This is a genomic window from Microcoleus vaginatus HSN003 (assembly GCF_022701255.1).
In the GTDB taxonomy this organism is placed as follows: domain Bacteria; phylum Cyanobacteriota; class Cyanobacteriia; order Cyanobacteriales; family Microcoleaceae; genus Microcoleus; species Microcoleus vaginatus_B.
In genome coordinates, this window is sequence record NZ_CP031705.1 from 3,249,390 (window position 1) to 3,265,337 (window position 15,948).

At 45.9% G+C, this 15,948-nt stretch carries 13 protein-coding genes; 3 read left to right on the forward strand and 10 right to left on the reverse strand.

Annotation, left to right across the window (positions count from 1 at the left end; all coding sequences use genetic code 11):
- Positions 1-266: 266 nt before the first annotated feature.
- Positions 267-827, forward strand: a complete 561-nt coding sequence (locus D0A37_RS14080; protein ID WP_242725042.1) for a hypothetical protein — start codon at positions 267-269, stop codon at positions 825-827.
- Positions 828-962: 135 nt separating this feature from the next.
- Here D0A37_RS14080 and D0A37_RS14085 read toward each other — a convergent pair whose 3' ends face one another.
- From D0A37_RS14085 to psbZ, 6 genes are all read right to left on the reverse strand, one after another.
- Positions 963-1,223, reverse strand: a complete 261-nt coding sequence (locus D0A37_RS14085; protein WP_242725044.1) for a hypothetical protein — start codon at positions 1,221-1,223, stop codon at positions 963-965.
- Positions 1,224-1,225: 2 nt separating this feature from the next.
- The gene (locus tag D0A37_RS14090; RefSeq protein WP_242725046.1) at positions 1,226-1,411 is read right to left on the reverse strand and encodes a hypothetical protein; all 186 of its coding nucleotides are present in this window, start codon (positions 1,409-1,411) and stop codon (positions 1,226-1,228) included.
- Between the two features lie 90 nt (positions 1,412-1,501).
- The gene (locus D0A37_RS14095) at positions 1,502-2,989 is read right to left on the reverse strand and encodes a DEAD/DEAH box helicase (protein ID WP_242725048.1); all 1,488 of its coding nucleotides are present in this window, start codon (positions 2,987-2,989) and stop codon (positions 1,502-1,504) included.
- Positions 2,990-3,763: 774 nt separating this feature from the next.
- Complete coding sequence (gene rimO, locus D0A37_RS14100; protein ID WP_006633596.1) at positions 3,764-5,074, reverse strand: 30S ribosomal protein S12 methylthiotransferase RimO; 1,311 nt, start codon at positions 5,072-5,074, stop codon at positions 3,764-3,766.
- Between the two features lie 214 nt (positions 5,075-5,288).
- On the reverse strand, positions 5,289-5,882 hold the full coding sequence (gene ribH / locus D0A37_RS14105; protein WP_242725051.1) for a 6,7-dimethyl-8-ribityllumazine synthase: 594 nt from the start codon (positions 5,880-5,882) through the stop codon (positions 5,289-5,291).
- Positions 5,883-6,103: 221 nt separating this feature from the next.
- Positions 6,104-6,295 (reverse strand): photosystem II reaction center protein PsbZ, encoded by a 192-nt coding sequence (gene psbZ / locus D0A37_RS14110; protein ID WP_190745261.1) that lies wholly within the window; start codon positions 6,293-6,295, stop codon positions 6,104-6,106.
- 316 nt (positions 6,296-6,611) lie between these two features.
- Here psbZ and D0A37_RS14115 point away from each other — a divergent pair, with 316 nt between their 5' ends.
- A complete protein-coding gene (locus D0A37_RS14115; protein WP_242725054.1) occupies positions 6,612-9,542 on the forward strand; it encodes a CBS domain-containing protein in 2,931 nt (976 codons plus the stop codon).
- Between the two features lie 447 nt (positions 9,543-9,989).
- A complete protein-coding gene (locus tag D0A37_RS14120) occupies positions 9,990-10,133 on the forward strand; it encodes a DUF2127 domain-containing protein (protein ID WP_242725532.1) in 144 nt (47 codons plus the stop codon).
- 244 nt (positions 10,134-10,377) lie between these two features.
- On the opposite strand, the gene D0A37_RS14125 is transcribed toward D0A37_RS14120, so the two are convergent.
- From D0A37_RS14125 to D0A37_RS14140, 4 genes are all read right to left on the reverse strand, one after another.
- Positions 10,378-10,596, reverse strand: coding sequence for a hypothetical protein (locus D0A37_RS14125; protein ID WP_242725057.1), 219 nt, complete (start codon positions 10,594-10,596; stop codon positions 10,378-10,380).
- 233 nt (positions 10,597-10,829) lie between these two features.
- Positions 10,830-12,536: a bicarbonate transporter BicA gene (gene bicA, locus D0A37_RS14130; RefSeq protein WP_242725059.1), complete on the reverse strand. Its 1,707-nt coding sequence runs from the start codon at positions 12,534-12,536 to the stop codon at positions 10,830-10,832.
- Between the two features lie 49 nt (positions 12,537-12,585).
- Positions 12,586-13,464, reverse strand: coding sequence for a universal stress protein (locus D0A37_RS14135; protein WP_242725063.1), 879 nt, complete (start codon positions 13,462-13,464; stop codon positions 12,586-12,588).
- 30 nt (positions 13,465-13,494) lie between these two features.
- Positions 13,495-14,967 (reverse strand): SulP family inorganic anion transporter, encoded by a 1,473-nt coding sequence (locus D0A37_RS14140; protein WP_242725066.1) that lies wholly within the window; start codon positions 14,965-14,967, stop codon positions 13,495-13,497.
- Positions 14,968-15,948 lie beyond the last annotated feature (981 nt).

Sequence of the window (15,948 nt, forward strand, 5' to 3'; positions counted from 1 at the left end):
TCCAATTATTAAGTAGTCGCTCTAATTAAACGTAAAACTTTGTTTGGTATTCAGAAACCCGTCAGGGCGAGATATCTTGGCACTGCCCCTACATAAACCCGGTTTCTAGGCGTTATATTTTTGGGGATGAATATCCTTACTTTTTTAGTCCGCCCAGGCGGATTTTGCTTGTGTAGGAGTGAATTCTCTTCATCCGGGATTATTAGTATAGATCCGGATCGAGCGGGCGATCGCACGAATACATTGCCAAATAAAGCTATAAAAAAATGGTAAAAATGTTTGTGACAACAGCCGTCGCTGGCATCATGATGAATCTCGCAATTTCGAGCTTAGGATTTGCTGCTTTAGTTCGCCCTGTTCCTGCTATGAATCAAACTGTTGCGACTCTAGAAAGAATGCTCAGCGCGACACAAAAGCCGGCGGCGCTGAACTATTCGCGCCTGGGGATTGGCGGCGTTCGGTTGGGGATGTCTGTAGAAGAGGCAAAACGCAAGTTGGGAAAACCGCAGCGCGACGAAACTAAACCTGCTGGGCCTGGCATCGGGGGCAAGATTCGCACGCTAACATACTCAGGATTGACGGTAGCTGCATGGGGGGGAAAAGTTTATTTGATTTCTGCTACCAAGCCCAAGTTCGTCACAATTGATGGTGTGAAGGTAGGAGATAACAGCCAAAAAGTCGTTAAAACTTACGGTTATGGGTCGCAATCTGTTCAGGGTGGAGTGACTCGCTTGACTTACAGCAATGACCAAAAGGCTTCTAATTTGATTTGGGAAATTAAGGGCGATCGCGTGCAAAAAATTATTGTGAGCACGCAGCTAAACTGAAATATTAAACAACAGTGCAAAAGTCCCGGTTCACAAGTTTGTAGTAATGACTTTATTCCTTATTTATGAGGTTTTTTAGTTCTTCGGTGAGTTGACAGGAGGGCTTTTTCCTGATGTACGATCGTCCGCGTCTCCTTAATCCTCTTCATCCTCATCCGACAATTTTGTCATTTCCTCAGCAACTAGCGTCTGAAAGTCCTCTCCGCAGTGAACGTTGAGATGGATTGCAGCACTCAGGAACTCGGCTAAAATTTCAGCTTTTTGTCGATCGCTCAAATCAGGTAACTGAAGCTGATGGATTAAAGTAATCACATTTTGACACTCAGTACCCAATTCATCAATTAACGTTCTCAGTGTAGAATTAGTTACAGAAATTGTCCCATCTCTAACTTGCATCTTTATTTACCCAATCGTTTTAAAGCTTGCTGAATTCCTTTCTCAAAAGCTCGAATTTCACTTTCCCAATGGCGGATTAAGCCTTCATCGGGAAAATCCTTCTCATATTCCAGTCTAATCTTTTCTTCATGTTCTGCAATCCGCTTGTTCAACGAACGAAGAGCTTTTTTGTGATTTTTATTCCCCATAGAGTCTCACACCCATAAAAAAAGTAGAGATGCGATCGATCGCATCTCTACAAAAGTTCTAAATCAGGTGCACATTGTGCACCTTACCAATTAGCTGTTCTGGGGAACAGGAGCACTCGGTGCTCCTGAAAAAGTCGGCGCTGGTACAGAATTACTCGGTGCACCAGTCTTAGCCCGCTTCTTGATCAAGATTGGCTTGACGCTGTTTTCTCCACCAATCGGGGGATCTTCTTGTTGAGCGTAATCCGCGCCCATCCAAGCAGGACGGCTTTGATCGAAAGCCATTTGCAAAGCAGCAGCGGCGATCGCGTGGGAGTCGTACTCCTCGGATAACTGAGATACCAGAGGCAAGAAAGATGCCATCCGTTCGCCAGCCAAAGCTTCGCGAACTTTACCCTGCATCTTTTCCAACTGACGAGCTTCAATTTGCGCCCGTGTCGGAATGTTTCGCACCGTCAAGCTCGATCGAACGTGGCGTTCAATCAAACGCAGTTTGCGGCGATCAACCGGTTGAATCAGCGTAATTGCCGTTCCTTCGCGACCAGCCCGGCCCGTGCGTCCGATCCGGTGAACGTAGCTTTCCACACTGTCGGGCAAATCGTAGTTAATCACGTGAGTCAAGTGATCCACGTCCAAACCCCGCGCCGCAATATCAGTCGCCACTACCCAGCGCACCTGACATTGGCGGAACCGATGCAGCAAGCGTTCCCGCTGTGCCTGATTCAAATTACCGTGATACTCATCAACGCTGTGACCGGCTGCTTGCAGTTGGCTGGTGAGTTCTGCCGCCGACTGCCGAGTCCGCACAAAAATCAGTGCAGATTCCGGGTCTTCCATTTCTAAAATTGGCTGTAGGGCTCTTGCCTTCGACCAGCCACGGGGAATCATGTACACGCCTTGGCTGATGCGCTTTGGCGTTGCTTTTGGCTGTTCTACGGTGACGTTGACTGGGTTGCGTAAATGTCTCGCCACCAATTTGCGAATCGTAGCTTCCATCGTCGCCGAGAAAAACGCTGTTTGCCGCTCTTTTGGTGCTGCATCCAGAATTTTTTCCACATCTTGGATAAAGCCCATGCTGAGCATTTCGTCAGCTTCATCCAAAACCAGCCACTTCAGCTTGTCTAGTTTCAGGCTGCCCCGACTCAACATATCCAATATGCGTCCGGGTGTACCCACAACGATGTGAACGCCGCGTTTCAAACGCTGCATTTGGCGATCGATCGATTGACCGCCGTACACTGTCAGAACTTGCAGAGAGCGACCGACTTTTACCGGGCCGTCGCTGCTGATGCCGCTCAAATCACGGATGGCTTCAGTTACTTGCATCGCCAATTCGCGAGTCGGCGTCAGCACCAGTGCTTGCACCGCAGTTACATCTAAATCAATCCGCTCCAAGATGGGCAACGAGAATGCTGCCGTTTTGCCTGTCCCTGTTTGGGCTTGGCCCACAACGTCGCGACCTGCTAGCAAGTGCGGAATTGCTTGTACTTGGATGGGAGTAGGTTCTGTAAAGCCTAGTGTTTCCAGATGGAGAACGAGTTCTTCCGAAAGACCTAAGCCTTCAAACAATAAATTCATTAATGCTCCTAATAACGAGTCTTAGCCTTCTAAGTTGCCCAACTCGGATGCGGATTTCTGCTCTAGGGCAGGAACTCATAAGAGTTCTTTATGGTGCTGCGCCTGCGCGCACCTTCTTAAATAGCAATCGAGTATAGGGCAGCTCCGTCGATGGTGACTAAATTTACCAATTCGACAGCCGTCTTTGATTTTGTGACATCGCCGATACCAACCGCCAGGGGTCGGGTTATAGGCTTCCAACATTCTTAAAACAGGACATTGGACTTCCTTTGAGGTACTTGCAAGCTTTCCCTCTTAGGCATTTTATAGTGAGGATCATGACCAGCCCCACTTCACTACATAGTAGTAACAGGTTGTTTGGTTCAGGCGCTATCCCGCAATCCGTCGCCTGCGGGATTGAGCGGGGGATGGGGCGACCGTTACCGCCTATCCATCTCAACACTCTTTCGGGATACCGTTGTGGTGTAGGGCGGACGGCGAAGCAATCTCAAATTATCCCCGCTTATTTCTGGCTTGTTACCATCATAACTCTTTACATTCAGAAACAAAACATTAAATTCGTTAAAATTTTCCGATGTTCTGTAGAGATTACCGCACCCCGACGGGGAGGGTCGATTGCCAGAGAGGGGCTAAAAAAGTTTAGAACCCCTTTGCTACATATCTTTGCACAATTGTGTACTAACCGTTACTTTTGTTGCACAATCCGCTAATCATTTTTGGCTCGTGTCCGGTTTTTGTTCGCCGCACCGTCTCAGGCGACAGTTCCAGCAACACTTACACTTGACCGTAGAGGTCGTAGACATCTGCACCAGTAATTTTCACAGATACGATCGAACCCAGTCGCGCTTCTCCTGTCACATAGACGAGTCCATCTACTTCTGGGGAAAACCGAGCGGATCTACCAATCAACTCGCCTGTCTCTGGTTGTTCTTGTTCTATCAGGACATCAACTACCTGACCAACAGACTCTTGATTCTTCTTCAATGATATAGGTTGTTGTGCCGCCATTACCGAATTTCGCCGCATTTCCATTATTTCTGCAGGTATTTGCTGAGGCAAGCTGAAGGCTGGGGTTCCTTCTTCTGGCGAAAATACAAAAACTCCTACGTGATCAAATTCATGGCGCTTGACAAATTCCAGCAAGTGTGCTGCGTGTTCGTCGGTTTCGCCGGGGAAGCCAACAATAAAAGTTGTTCGCATCACGGCGCCGGGAAGTGCTGCTTTGAGCCGATCGACTATGGCATCATTGATCCCAGCTTGAAAAGGCCGATTCATCGCCCGCAGAATTTCCGGGTGCGAGTGTTGCAGGGGTAAATCCAAATACGGCAAAACGTTGGGCGTTTCGCGGATTGCCTCGACAACTTGCGGAGTCAAACCTGTAGGATAGGCGTAGTGCATCCGAATCCACGGTACATCTACTTCACCCAAAGCCCGAAGCAGTTCAGCTAGTTTCGGTTCGCCATAAATATCTTTGCCGTAGTTGGTGGTAATTTGAGAAATTAAGATAATTTCCTTTACCCCTTCGGAGGCTAATTGCTTAGCTTCGGCGACGATAGATTCGATCGTCCGCGATCGTTGATTTCCGCGCAAGTGCGGGATAATGCAAAATGCACAGCGATAGTCGCAGCCTTCTGCTATTCGCAGATAAGCGACACCTTCCGATGTCGTGCGGTAGCGGGGAGTAGTTTCGTCAGCGATGTAAGTAGGTTCTGAGGAGACGAGGGAAACTCGATCGCCCTTTTCCACCTGCTGCATAACATTGACGATTTTGTGATAGTCGCCGGTGCCGACAATTGCGACTGCTTCGGGCAATTCGTCCAGCAATTCCTGCTGAAAATGCTGTGCCATGCAGCCGGTGATGACTACTTTTTTATTAGCTTCTGCCAATTCTACCAAGGTGCGGACTGACTCTTCTCGCGCAGCTTGGATAAAACTACAAGTATTGACTACAACATAATCAGCTAATTCTTCATTAGAATCCACTTGATAGCCCGCTTGAGCCAGCAAGCCAATCATGTGTTCGGTATCGATGCGATTTTTTTCGCAGCCGAGGTGAGTAAATGCGATCGTTGGCTTCGTTGCCATGCAGTAATAGTTAGTGTTGCGCTATTTCTAAGAACATTTTATGATATCACACTCCTTGCCAATTGGCAAGATATTGGTCTAATTTGTCTATCGGCTGCGACCAGTGGGACTTTTACCTTGGGGGCGGGCATAATCACCACCCCACAAGAGTCTTAAGATTTTCCCCGATGCAAATCTTGATGTTTTTTGACCTTAAAAATACTGCTAGCCAAACTTACGAGGGGATTTGATCCGACGATACATCCGGGGCGATCGCCAGATTTGCATCACCCGAAAGCACTTGAGCAGCAGACCCAGTAGTTAATCGATGATCGTAAGAGTGTGTTCCCAAACCCTTAACTTGGCGCATCAAAGTGCCCATTTCCAAAGCACTCATCGCATAATTCCAGCCCAAATTGCTTTTAATTCCAGCCCTTTCCAAAGCTTGCTGCATCGTGTCAGTCGTCACCACCCCAAAAATCACCGGCACCCCTGTCTGAAAAGCAGCAGCAGCAATTCCCTTAGCAACCTCACCAGCCACAAAATCGAAATGAGGAGTTTGGCCCCGAATTACCGCACCCAGACAAATTACCGCATCGTAGCGGTGAGAAAGAGCAGCTTGGCGCGCCACCAAAGGAATCTCAAAACTTCCCGGAACCCAAAAAAAGTCCACCTGAGAGCCATGAGGATTAATATCAACCCCGTGGCGTTTCAAACAATCTTGACATCCCTCCAAAAGTTTGTTAACCACCAAATCGTTAAAACGACCGATGACAATAGCAAATCGCAAAGATTCGGTGTGAGTAAAAGTTCCCTCAAAAACAGTCATAGTGTTCTACTTTAGATTTTAGGTTTTAGATTTTAGATTTTTGTTTGTGAGAAGGCAAAAGTCAGAAAGCAGCAGCATCTCATCTGAATCTCAAGTGCAAAAACATACAGGGTCGCGCGGTCTGGAAAATTCCTAGCTTCTGCCGAATGCCTTTCAATCCCTGGCGAATGCCTTCATCCTTCTATCTTTTACCTTCTTTCTTCGAGAGAGTGGGGGTAAAATTAAACGACTAAAAAGTTCAATACACCCACTGCAATAACCAGCAAAAACCAGAGACCGGAACCGGCAACAATCAGCGCTTTAGACTGATTCCAGTTTTGGGGAGAGGCATAAGCAACCGGCACGCCAACGACCATCACAAAAGACAGCAGTACCAGACCCAGTAAAACCACTTGAAACAGAATTGATAACATCTTTTCTCCTTTCGATATAACCGTGCGTTGACCAGAAATAGTTTCCCAGAACCGAAAAAAATCTTCCAAATTCTAGTTTTTGACAGTTTCCCGATAGTCGATCGAGAGATTGTCGGTTGATTGATACGAAAGAACCAGGGCAAATTCGGGCGTTGCGCGAACAGGCGTCAGCGGCTCTTAAGATTTTTATCAATTTTATCATTGTTCGTTACAGCACAGAAAACTCGAAAGGTTAACTTAAAGTCCGATCGACACATCCGGTTTCAGAGAGCGAGAAATTGCTACTGTTTGAGTTAGAGATGCGGGATTTTCGGCTATGGACTTAGTTTTGTGCCACACAACAGCAGATTTTGACGCCTTGGGGGCGGCGGTGGGACTTTGCGTGCTGCGCCCCGGTAGCAGGATCGTATTGACGGGCGGGTGTCATCCGACGGTGCGAGATTTTTTGGCGCTACACCGTGACGAGTACCCACTGATTGAACGCCGATCGGTCAATCCGCAACAAATTCGATCGATTACTATAGTTGATGCCTCAGGGCGCGATCGTTTGGGAAAAGCCGCCGAGTGGCTGGATTTGCCACAAGTGAGCGAAATTGCTGTTTTCGACCACCACCTAGAGGCGCATTCCGACATCCCCGCTACTGTTACACAGATCGAAGCAGTCGGAGCCAGCACAACATTAATTGTCGAAAAGCTCAAAAATCAAGCAGAAAACAGCGACACACCATCTCGCCTTCTGCCTTCGGAAGCAACAGTAATGGCTCTCGGCATCCACGTCGATACAGGTTCCCTCACCTTTGAGGGCGCAACTGCGCGAGATGCAATAGCTTTGGCGTGGTTGATGGAACAGGGAGCGAGTTTGGGGGTAATCGCTGAATATGTAGAACCCGGTTTGTCTCCTCAATTGCAAGATTTGCTCAGAGAAGCGCTGAATAATTTGCGATCGGAAACTTTGCACGGTTACAGCGTAGCCTGGGTGCTGCTATCTACTGAAGCTTATGTTCCGGGACTTTCTTCCCTGGCTTCTCGCTTACTTGATTTAACTGAAACCGATGCTCTGCTTTTAGGTAATGTTTATAACTTTGGCGAAAACGAAAACACCCGCAACATCGATCCCGAATCGCCAGTTTCCAATCGATTAACTATTATCGGTCGATCGCGCATCGAAGGAACAAACCTCAGCGAATTGTTCAAACCCTTCGGCGGCGGAGGCCACGCCCGCGCCGCTTCCCTCGCCACCCGCGATGTTGACGCCCTGCTGACTTTAAATCAGTTAGCTGACGAACTCAAAGCTCAAATTCCCCACCCTCCCACAGCCCGCGAATTAATGTCGTCTCCAGTGCGGAGTATTCGCCCGGAAACATCAGTGGGAGAAGCTCACCGTATCCTCCTACGTTACGGACATTCGGGGCTTTCTGTGGTCGATGCCGACGATCGACTCGCTGGCATTATCTCGCGGCGCGACATTGACATTGCCCTGCACCACGGTTTCAGTCACGCCCCGGTGAAAGGTTACATGACTTGGCAGTTAAAAACGATCGCCCCAGATACCTTGCTGCCGGAAATTGAATGTTTAATGGTCATGTATGATATCGGACGCTTGCCAGTATTGGAAAACGGTCAACTGGTGGGAATTGTGACTCGGACTGATGTTTTGCGGGAATTGCACCAGCAAAAAGCGCGAGACAGGGGAAGCAATGCAGAATTTTCTCATTGTCCCGTGCCCGAATCGGTTGAGCAGTTGTTACGATCGCGCATCAGTCCCGAATTATGGCAATTATTGTCGATCGCCGCCAATATTGCCCACAATCGCGGCTGGCAACTTTATATTGTGGGTGGAGCAGTCCGGGATTTACTCTTAGCCACGGATGATACACTGGCGCTAACAGATATCGATTTGGTTGTGGATGGAAAGTGCGGTTCAGATGATTCCGGTGCTGGTGTCGAGTTAGCTTCATCGCTGCAAAAACTTTACCCGGAATCGCGTTTGGACGTTCACGGTCAATTTCAAACCGCCGCGCTTTTGTGGCCCAAAGACTCTGCTTTCGGCTCGCTGTGGGTGGATATCGCTACGGCTCGCACTGAATTTTACCCTTATCCGGCTGCAAATCCTGAAGTTGAAGCGAGTTCAATTCGCCAAGATTTGTACCGCAGGGATTTTACAATTAATGCGCTGGCTGTGCGGTTGGGTGTTCCTCGCAGTGGCGAATTGTTAGATTTTTTTTGCGGTTTGCTGGACTTGGAATCGAAGCAAATTCGAGTTTTGCACGCCAATAGTTTTATCGAAGATCCGACGCGAATTTATCGCGCTGTGCGGTTTGCGGTGCGGTTGGGGTTTGAAATTGAGCCGCAGACGGAAGGATACATCCGCAACGCTTTGGCCAGCGGGATTTATTACCGAATTCAGGGGGAAAATGGCCGAACTCCGGCTTTGGAAACTCGACTGAAAAGCGAATTGAAATACATTTTGCAAGCTCCTTACTGGAAAGTTGCTTTGCAAATGCTGGGAGATTTGCAGGCTTTGCGCTGCATTCATCCTAGTTTGGAGTTGGATCGGGAGTTGTGGCGGCAACTGCGTTTGCTCGATCGGTGTTTGAATGGAAGGAAGAAGGAAGGTTCGGCAACGGATTATGTAACGGATGTAACGGATGTAAAGGAGGTCAGGAAGAAGGAGGAGGGAAGAGGGAAAAAGGAAGAAGGAAGAGGGAAGAAGGAACAAACTATCCCCAATTCCCAATTCCCAATTCCCCATTCCCCATTCCCCATTCCCAATTCCCCATTCCCAATTATCAATATTCCCGATTGGCAGATGCGGCTGGAAGTTTTGATAGCTTATTTAGCACCGGAATATCGCGGCAAGGTGGCTGCAAATCTTCAGTTACCTGCTGACAGCATTAAGCGGTTGGAAGTTTTGGAAGCCGGAAAGAATCAGTTAGCAGAGAATTTGCCTAAGTGCGAGTTGCCAAGTCAATTGGTGCTGCTGTTGAGAAATTATGAGTTGCCGGTGTTAATTGCGATCGCCCTACAAAGTCCGCGAAAATTCCGCCGCCAAATCTGGGAATATCTCACCAAATGGGCGAATGTTGAGCCGCCTTTGAATGGCAACGATTTGAAGGCTTTGGGTTATAAGCCGGGGCCTGGGTTTAAACGAATGTTGGATGATTTGTTGGCGGCGAGGTTGGATGGCGATTTGGGCGATCGGGCTGCTGCTATCTCTTTCTTAACAGAACGTTATCCTCAAGCTTAGTAAGGTGCGTCAGCAGCGCGTTATTTTTTCTCTACTTGATTAGCTCATTGCTGACGCACTCTACTGAATTTTTAGTTTTCAATCCCAAACAGGCTCACCAGGCGATCGCACATTATTGATATTTCGAGAATTAAGGTGAAGAAACATCACGCTCCTGCTTTAATTGCAATTGTCCTTTACAAAACATTTGTGGCTTCCCTCTTGGCAGTCACTTCAATCGCTTAGCTTTTTTCCCTGAAAAATCATCAAGTTTGAGAAAGTTTTTCGCAATCTTATTTGTTAGAAAGCAAACTAAAAATTATTGAATTCATCCTAAATAAACTTCTCATGGTCAAGCCTAAAAACTTACTGTTTAGCGGACTTACCGCAGCATTTTATGCAGTTTAAACGGCTGTTTAAGCAGTTGGTTTGTGGTACGAAAAAGACTGGACAACAATCTTAGTTTTAGTGCTGGTAGGCATCAGTATCCCCCCTGAAATATATGAATTAGTTCACGGGGTCACGGTACTTAAGTTAGGGATATTTATCGGAAATTTAGCTATCTTATGGTATTTGATCCACCCTTGGCCGAAGCCTGGTAAGGGAGATTAAAGTTTTGATTATTCAGAGCAAACTCACTTGATTGTATAAATGTCAGCATTTTCCATTTTAGTTTCATAAAACGGCTTATAAGTCAAATAAAAACCTCAATCTTTACAAAAACTTTCGGATTGTAAAGATTCGATAAAGCTACGAGGGGTTATACCCCCTATGAGTTATAGTGAGACATATATAGATGCACCCTGATGGCTTTCCCGTTCCACAAGAGCGGGATTTTTATTGGAAAAATATTGTATTAAGTTTTAATGCACCTGGTACAGATAGAATTGGTGGAAAATTTCAATAAAACGATCGCAGCAACGGTCATCACTACAATTGCCACTAATGGCGAAGGCACCGCTTTCGTGAAGCGAGGCAGAATAAATAAGCCAATATTTGCTCCTACATCAAATACGATGTCACAGTTGTACAACTCAATTCCATTTTTGATGTAGGTCTGTACTTTTTTATACACAAACTGGGCTTCGTGCTTCTGTAAGCAAAATATGGTCCTCCCACTCGTAAGTTTCACTTACTTATATTTTTTTTCATTCTGTACACTTCTTACTTAGCTTTTGAATTTTGATAGCCTGCAATCTCCTGCAGACAAGGCTGTTACTGGTTTTGAACAGCCCCTGCACGGATACGTTTTGATTAAGACAAAGGCTGTTACTGGTTTTGAACAGCCCCTGCACGGATACGTTTTGATTAAGAAAGAGAGGGAAAAGGTTTGCCCATTTCATCGTAGCTATGGCCTTGCTTTTCACGAACCATCGCTAAACCTTCTTGTAGTGCAGTCAGGCGATCGCCCATCCAGTGATGTCCGGGAATTAAACCAGCAATACCTAACTTTTCTAAGCGACGTTTTACCTTCCCTGTTGCCCCAAGAACAATCACTTGCCGCCCAGCCTCAATCGCCTCTTTAATCGCATTTTCGATTGCCAAAGAAGACGTTACGCCCAGCATAGGAACTTCACCTAAATCGACAATCAAAACATCATAATTGGCAATAGCGCTATGTTCTCTAGCAATGGCTTTGGCAATACCAAAAATCATTGGACCACTGAGATGGAACAGTAAAACGCGCCCGTTTGCTAAATCTAAAAGTTGCTTTTCTTCCTCAGTGAGGACAATTTGATCGTCAGTATCAGTAATCGCTTTCACAGATTTGGATTGAAGTTGCTCAAGGCTGTCAATCGTCAAGATATTAGCAATAAATACCCCTACGGCAACAGCTATCATTAAATCGACAAACACCGTGAGAAATACCACAGTATAGACAATGCCGGCTGCCTTCCAAGAAATTTTGTGAACCCGTTTGAGGAAAGCCCAATCAATAATATTGATCCCTACTTTTAAGACAATCCCAGCTAACACAGCCAGGGGAATGCCAGAAGTTAGAGGAGCCGCCCACAAAACGACGATTAACAGCACTAAAGCCCGACTAATACCAGATAATGCAGTGCGTCCACCGGCTTGGATGTTAACTACAGTCGCCGTTGTCGCTCCAGAACCAGCAACTCCACCACATAAACCAGTAATCACATTAGCAATACCTTGCCCGATTAACTCTTTGTTAGATTTGTGTTCGGTACGAGTGAGACTGTCAGACACGAGGCAAGTTAACAAACAATCAATTGATCCCACCATGCCCAACACCATTGCATTAACAAACATTAACTGCCAATTTTCAGTGCTAAAAGTAGGCATTTGGAATTGAGGCAAACCGGGAGTAATTTTTCCAATAGTGGCAATAGTGCGAATCTCAACACCACTAAATAAAATTAGAGAAATTGCCGTACCGATAACTAAAGCCACCAGTTGCGGTGGTACAACCTTTTTCCATGAAGTCGGGTAAAAGAACAGAATTGCTAAAGTTATTAACCCTAAAAAAGTTTCCCAAGGATTGAGATTAGTGATGAGAGTCGGTAGATTCTTGATCACATCAATGACACCACCTTTAGGAGTTGCTTGTCCTAAAAAGGGTGCTATTTGCATAAAAATCAGAATCACACCAATTCCTGTCATAAATCCAGAAATCACGTTATAGGGCAGCATCGTAATATACCGCCCCAATCGCAAAACCCCAAAGAGGATTTGAACTAATCCTGCCATCATCACCACAGTAAATGCCATTGCCATGCCATTTTCAGGATTATTAGCCGTGAGTCCGCTAATAACTGCGGTGACAATTACTGTCATCGGGCCTGTTGGTTCAGAAATTAGACTCGGTGTACCGCCAAATAAAGCAGCAAAAAATCCGACTAATATTGCCCCCCATAATCCGGCAGAAGCCCCCGCACCGGAAGCAATACCAAATGCTAATGCCATCGGTAAAGCAACAACCGCTGCCGTTAACCCCCCAAGAATATCTCCTTGTACGTTACGGAAATGGATTTGATTGATTATTTGCATGGAAACTTTTCCTCCCTTAAAAAATCAAGCTGAATTTATTTAAATTGAGTTAACGGAATAGCAATACAGGGATATTGCTACTTCTCAGCAGTTGGGCAGTGGTACTACCAATCACTAAATGGCGAATACGGCTATGTCCGTAAGCTCCCATTAGCAAAAGGCTGATATCATGCTGGCTAATATAGTTGGCGATCGCTTTTTCAGATTCACCCTCTATGACGCTACAGACTGGCTCAAATCCTGCTTCTTGCAATCTTTCTTTTCCTTCACTGAGTCTAGCGTTCGCCCTTTGATATGAGTCATTTTTCGTCACTTTTAGTAGATGTAATTCCAAACTTTTGAAGAAAGGATTTTCTACTAAAAATTGCAGTATCTTCTTTCCCGTTAGACTACCATCGTATGCCACTAAAATACGCTCAATCGCTTTAAATTCACGGGGAGTCACTAAGCAAGGCTTATGACTACTCCGAACAATCCGATCTACATTTGCCCCTAAATGTCCCGATGCAAAATCCGCCGCTTCTCCTCGTTTACCTAAAACAATCAAATCTGAATTATTTTCAAATTCATGAAAAGAATCTACCAGAAATCCTGCTTTACTAGATAACTTAAAATCTTCTATGCCTTCATTTTTTAAGGTTTCGGCAGCCTTTTGCAAAATTAATCTGGCTTTTTGATTGTTCAGCTTGGCTTTTTCATGTTCTAAACTCACTAATTCATTCAGCAATTTTTCAGAAGCGCCCAGACCAATACTACCACTTAAGTTACCAGTGTAAGCTACTTTTTGACTACGAATATCGGTGATAAGTAGCACCTGGATTTGGGCAGGGAAGCGAATAGAAAACCAAGCTCCATATCGATAAATACTTTCAGCGAAAGACGAACCATCGGTACAAAGCAAAATAGTTTTCATCGTGGTTTTAGCCATTGAAAAATAAAGGATTGAAAGGTTAAAATACTACGGCTTTTTCAGGGCATCGGAGTTTTGAGAAAGTGCCAATTTATTCAGCAAGGTCGTACTCGCTTCATTCAGCCCGATTAGCTCCACTTCTGCTCCATTGCGGCGAAATTTAAGCACGGCTTTATCGAGTACCTCCACTGCCCCTTGATCCCACAGGTGAGCATAGGTTAGATCGATGGTGACGCGCTCAACCAGTTCTGTAAAATCAAAAGACCCTAAAAACTCATCTCTCGATAAAAAGAAAATTTGTCCCGCTACCTTATAGATGCGATGAGAACCATCGTCACTCAATACTTTATCCACAAATACCAACTGGGCAATTTTGTTAGAAAAGAATACGGTACTCATTACGATGCCTGTCACTACGCCGAGGGCAAAATTTCGGGTAAAAATTGTCACAAACATCGTCGTTAACATGACGGCGGTTTCAGTGCGGGGGATGCGGGGAAGATTTTTGAAGGATGACCAGCGAAATGTACCGATTGACACCATGATCATCACGGCTACTAAGGCAGCCATCGGCATTTGCTTGACCCAATCTTGCAAAAACAAAATGGCAAATAATAGGAAAACCCCCGACGCTAACGTTGATAGTCTCCCCCGTCCGCCCGACTGCACATTAATCACTGATTGCCCAATCATTCCACACCCAGCCATGCCCCCAAAGAAGGCAGTAACGATATTGGCAATGCCTTGTCCTTTGGCTTCTTGGTTTTTATCACTGGGGGTATCGGTGAGTTCATCCACCAGTGAAGCGGTTAAGAATGAAGCCAATAAACCCACGATCGCCAAGGTCAGGGAATAGGGCAAGATAATCTCTAGTGTCTCTAGAGTTAACGGGACTTGGGGTAGGGCAAAACTGGGTAGCGCAGTGGGTAACTCTCCCATATCCCCGACAGTGGGAACATCGAGTTTGAGAGCGATCGCAGCTATCGTCATCACCGCTAGCGCCACTAAGGGAGAAGGGACTGCTTTGGTAAAACGAGGCAGAATGTAAATAATTGCCAAGGAAAGGAGAGTCAGCACATAGACTGCCGGCGGAACATTCGTCAGTTGGGGCAACTGGGCGAGGAAAATTAACACCGCCAGCGCATTGATATAGCCAATCATCACTGCTCTGGGGACAAATCTCATTTGGCGTCCCAGTTTTAGCACCCCAAACAAAACTTGAAAAACCCCTGTTAACAAGGTTGCGGCAAATAGATACTGCAAGCCATGATCTTTAACTAAATCAATCATTAGCAGAGCCATCGCTCCTGTGGCAGCGGAAATTGCCCCCGGTCTGCCTCCTAAAAATGCCGTTAGGACGGCGATAATAAATGAGGCATAAAGCCCAACTTTGGGATCGACTCCGGCAATGATCGAAAAGGCGATCGCTTCTGGAATGAGTGCCAATCCCACGACTGCGCCTGCCAGAATGTCTCGTCGAGTGTTAAAAAACCACTCTCGCCTTAAAATTGTTGGGTTCAAGTTTCCTCCTAAAGTAGCTGTCTGAAAAAAAGGCAAGACTATTGACGCACTTCATTTGATCCCACCCATCATGCGATGTGAGAGAAACGAGTACGATCAGGAGAAAATAAGCTGTTGCGGGCGCTTTAATTCAGAATCTATAAAGACTGCACCGCACTATGTATTGGTGAAAACCAATAACTCGTTTCAAGTTATAAAGGAGCTTTTCTACAAGCTCATTCCTTGAGTGTTTCTGAGGGATTAGGGTCTGTTTTCAAGCCCGAAGATACCCCTAAATCACCCTTTTTAAGGGGGACTTTGACGCTCATTCTCCCCCCTTTTTAAGGAGGGCTGGGGGGTTCTTCTTCGCAACAGATCGGTAAATATAGAGTTTGAAAACACTCCATAGCTAACTTACTGACTGCAACGCAAACTAATCCAACTCAGACCAGCATTTACTCGCCAAGCTTTGTACTGTTGGATGACAACAACTTTTCGTCACATTAATACTTTAGTTCCACGCTAGGGTGGACAATTCCCAATACTTAGGGCTACTGAAGAGATTGCTTTTTGCTGCATTACTTGCATCTGTTCACGGATGAATACCCACAAGGGAACTTATGGTTTGAAGTCAGCATACCACGACGACTCTACAATTTGCAATAAAAATATATATTTCCTCTTCCTAGCCAGGAAACACTTGCTCCAGATCCTGCGCGATCGCCAACAGTTCCATCAATGTCAACCGCGCTCCAACCAGGCGATCGCTATGCGGTTTGTTGGATTGAACATCCAATGGCATCGTTAACTTAATTACTTGCGCTTCCTAACGATAAGCTCTTACACCAACGGCTAAACTTGTTGACTCGCCTCCTAAGTGCTATTAATATAAGTGGAGTCCTGTTTTCTATACTTTAAACTGTGGTTCACTATATCCCTACAAGAACGAACCGAATCAGCCTGCTGACGATCGCCCAACAGTGCCCACCCTAACTATTGCCC